Origin of the sequence: Phytoactinopolyspora endophytica, from assembly GCF_004138495.1 — a bacterium.
Classification (GTDB): Bacteria; Actinomycetota; Actinomycetes; order Jiangellales; family Jiangellaceae; genus Phytoactinopolyspora; species Phytoactinopolyspora endophytica.
Genome location: NZ_ML142860.1, coordinates 2,841 through 6,672 on the forward strand (window position 1 = coordinate 2,841; position 3,832 = coordinate 6,672).

The following is a 3,832-nucleotide window of genomic DNA, read 5'->3' on the forward strand; positions in this document are numbered from 1 at the left end:
CGCCATGCGCGCGGCACCACGTGAGTCGACCAGCACGGCATCGACCGACGGGTCACCCGGGACCGGCCGGTCCAGCGCGACCACCGGCACCTTCCGGCTGTGCAGGGGGTGGAGGTCGATCACGGGTGAAGTAGGTGTGATCAGTACGCCCGTCACTCGGCTCTGCTCGGCGATGTCGAGGTAGTGCCGTTCCTTGTCGGCGTCCTCGTCGCTGTTGCACAACAGGACCGAGTAGCCGTTGGTCTGCGCGACGTCCTCGACGCCTCGTGTCACGCCGGTGAGGAACGGGTTCTCGATGTCGGCGATAATCAGGGCCCACAGGGCGGAACGCTGCCGCCGCAGGCTGCGGCCCACCGAGTTCGGGACGTACTTGAGCTCGAGTACGGCATCGCGCACTCGCTGGGCGGTGTGTGCCCGGACATGGTGATCGTCGTTCAGGACACGCGAGACCGTTGCCGTCGAGACTTCCGCGTGTGCCGCCACGTCGCGGATGGTCACCACGGCGATGGCCCCATCTGCCGCCACGCATCCCTCATATGGATCACAAGCGTGAGCTTAACGTTTACATGGTCCATGTGCCCCGGGCTTAGTTGTGTCTGACGGACAAACAAGGACGTCAAACACCTGCACCATGCGGACCCCTGAGTGAGCGAGCCGGTGGTTCGTTGACGCGAAGATGGTGTCTCGTCTAGATTCTCAGCAATCGTTTACATCGCTCCAGGGAGAACGGCACCATGGCTGAGACGACGGACCTGCTGCTGGGCATCGACATCGGGACTGCCAGCAGCAAGGCTGTCCTTGCCTCGCCGGACGGCGCGGTCGTCGCGGATGCCGCCGTGGAGCATGGAACGTCGCGCCCGCGGCCGGGCTGGGTCGAACAGGATGCCGAACAGGTCTGGTGGCACGACGTTGTCTACCTGACCCGGCATCTGCTGGCAGAGCGCGATGCCGGGAGAGTGCGGGCGATCTGCGTCAGCGGTATCGGCCCGGTGGTTCTGCCCGCCGACGGCCATGGGACGCCGCTGCGCTCCGCAATCCTCTACGGTGTCGACACCCGAGCCGTCGAGCTCGCCGCGGAGCTGGAGGCGCGGCTGGGAGCGGACGCCGTGTTAGAGCGTTGTGGCTCGCGGCTGTCCTCGCAATCGGCGGGACCGAAGGTGGCATGGCTCGCCCGGAACGAGCCCGAGCTCTACGCGCGAACTCGTCATCTCTTCATGGCCAGCTCGTACGCCGTCTACCGGCTGACCGGCGCCTACGTGCTCGACCATCACTCGGCGAGTCAATGCCCGCCGCTCTACGATCGGCATCGGCAGACGTGGATCGACGAGTGGGCGGAAATCGTCGCCCCTGGACTCCCACTGCCGGAGTTGAGGTGGCCGGCAGAGATCGCCGGTGCTGTGACTCCGGCGGCGGCGGAGCAGACCGGTCTGCACCCAGGCACCCCGGTCGCGGTCGGCACGATCGATGCCTGGGCTGAGGCCGAGAGCGTCGACGTGCGGGAACCCGGAGACGTCATGATCATGTACGGGTCGACGATGTTCTTCATCGCCGTCACCGATGAGCCGGTGACCCACGAGCACCTCTGGGGCACCGTCGGACAGCATGCGGGGATGCACACGCTCGCCGGTGGAATGGCCAGCTCCGGCTCGATCACCGGATGGTTCCGCGAGATCGCGGGTGGCCGGCCCTTCGAGGACTTGGTCGCCGCTGCTGACCAGGTGGTTCCCGGTTCGGATGGGCTGCTGGCACTGCCGTATTTCGACGGCGAGCGCACGCCGTTCGCCGACCCGCACGCGCGTGGTGTGCTCGCTGGACTGACACTGCGTCACGGCAGCGGGCACATCTACCGGTCGCTGCTGGAGGCCACGGCTTTCGGCGCCCGGCACAACCTGGAGGAGTTCGCCTCCGTGGGGGTCCCGTTGCGCCGGGTCGTCGCTGTGGGAGGCGGGACCAAAGCGGACCTGTGGCCACGCATCGTCAGTGACGTCACCGGCCGGCCACAGGAGGTTCCGACGACGATGGTGGGGGCCGCGTACGGCGACACCAAGCTTGCCGCCGTGGCCACCGGGCTCGCGGGCCGCGGCGACAGGTGGAACGACGTCCGCGACGTCGTCCGCCCTGGTCAGTCGTCATCGGTCTACGAGGAGCTCTACACCTTGTATCGTCGCCTGCACCACAGCACGAGCGAGGTGCAGCACGCCTTGGCCCGGCTGTCTGAAGGGCCGTGCAGGATGGAAGTCGCCTGACTCATGCCTTACCGGCGCCCTGTTCGCGCGGCCCCATGGATATCAGCGGGTCGGCCATCCGGCGGACTCGTGTCCGCCTCGCCGCTGACAGGCGAGCACACATTTTCTGGCCTCGGTCTTGAGACCCATTGAGAGATCGTGCCCCTCTTAAGGATGAAACCGTCGTCGTCGTACTAGCGTTGCCCTCATGCAGGAGGAGCCAGGCACGAACGGACACTCACCATTCGACCCTGCGGGCGCCGCCGGAACGGCTGGGCCGGATGGGTTTGAGGTGACAGGGGACACCTCCGTGGACGAGGCACTGAGGACGTTGGAGCGACTGGAGACGCAGCCGGTGCACGAACACCCCGCGGTCTTCGAACAGGTTCACCGCGCGTTGCAGGATCGTCTCGCCGACGAGTCGGCGAACGACTCTGCCGAAGGTCAGGAGTGATCGGGTGGCTCCACGTCGGCGGCTCGACGCCGAGCTGGTCCGCCGTAAGCTTGCACGCTCGCGGGAGCACGCCGCGTCGCTGATCGCCGACGGACGTGTCCGCGTCGGCGGCTTGACCGCCAGCAAACCGGCGACGTCGGTGGATCCGGCTGCGCCGGTGCTGGTCATCGAGGAACCCGTAGGCGAGGAGTACGTCTCCCGTGGCGGGCACAAACTAGCCGGCGCACTGGACTCCTTCTCCGAAGACGGGCTCACGGTCGCCGGCCGACGATGTCTGGACGCGGGCGCATCCACCGGCGGCTTCACGGATGTCCTGCTGCGACGGGGCGCGCAGAGCGTCGTGGCGGTCGACGTGGGGTACGGGCAGCTCGCGTGGTCATTGCGGTCGGACGAACGGGTCGAGGTGCATGACCGGACCAACGTCCGCGACCTCTCTCTGGACAAGGTCGGGCAGCCGGTGGAGGTGGTCGTGGGTGACCTGTCGTTCATCTCGTTGCGACTCGTGCTCCAGACCCTGGTGTCAGTGGCCACGCCTGAGGCCGACCTCGTGCTCATGGTCAAGCCACAGTTCGAGGTCGGCAAGGAACGAGTCGGCAAGGGCGGCGTGGTGCGTGATCCGGAGCTTCGTGCCGCGGCGGTGCTGTCGGTGGCTGAAGCTGCCGGTGACTCCGGCCTGGGCGTCGCCGGTGTGGCGGCCAGCCCATTGCCCGGCCCGTCGGGCAACGTCGAGTATTTTCTCTGGCTGCGCTCCGGTGCTCCTGCGGCGGACCCGTCGGCCGTGGAGCGAGCCGTCGAGGAAGGACCGGCATAGGTATGGACGTGGTCTCTGGAGGCGGTGCAGACGGTCCCGCGGAGCGGGGTGGTTCGGGTTCGGAGCGGTCCTCGAAGCGGACTGTGCTCGTCGTGGCCCATCCGCGACGGGACGAAGCCAGACAGGTCGCTAACGAAGCGGTGCGGCGCTTCACCGACCAGGGGATCAACGTGCGGATGCTCGAGGAGGAATCCGCCGAGCTGCTCGGCGGACCGCTCGACCTGGTCGAGGTGGTCAAGCCTGGAGCGGACGCGGCGGACAACTGCGAGCTGGTCGTGGTGCTGGGCGGCGACGGCACCATCCTGCGTGGCGCCGAAGTGGCGCGGCCGGCTGGCGCACCGA

General features: G+C 67.7%; 5 protein-coding genes. 4 read left to right on the plus strand and 1 reads right to left on the minus strand.

Annotated elements, in window-relative coordinates; all coding sequences use genetic code 11:
• The coding region (locus tag ELR45_RS41265; protein WP_240759975.1) for a LacI family DNA-binding transcriptional regulator at positions 1 to 525 on the minus strand (525 nt) is incomplete at its 3' end.
• A gap of 209 nt (positions 526 to 734) precedes the next feature.
• Here ELR45_RS41265 and ELR45_RS21260 point away from each other — a divergent pair.
• The 4 genes from ELR45_RS21260 to ELR45_RS41270 all read left to right on the plus strand — a co-directional run.
• On the plus strand, positions 735 to 2,246 hold the full coding sequence (locus ELR45_RS21260) for an FGGY-family carbohydrate kinase (RefSeq protein WP_129668154.1): 1,512 nt from the start codon (positions 735 to 737) through the stop codon (positions 2,244 to 2,246).
• Between the two features lie 187 nt (positions 2,247 to 2,433).
• Complete coding sequence (locus ELR45_RS21265) at positions 2,434 to 2,679, plus strand: hypothetical protein (protein ID WP_129668155.1); 246 nt, start codon at positions 2,434 to 2,436, stop codon at positions 2,677 to 2,679.
• Positions 2,680 to 2,683: 4 nt separating this feature from the next.
• Entirely contained in the window at positions 2,684 to 3,490 is an 807-nt protein-coding gene (locus ELR45_RS21270; protein ID WP_129668156.1) for a TlyA family RNA methyltransferase, read from the plus strand.
• A 92-nt stretch (positions 3,491 to 3,582) separates the two neighbouring features.
• Positions 3,583 to 3,832 (plus strand): NAD(+)/NADH kinase (locus ELR45_RS41270; RefSeq protein WP_240759976.1); only part of this gene is annotated, 250 nt, incomplete at its 3' end.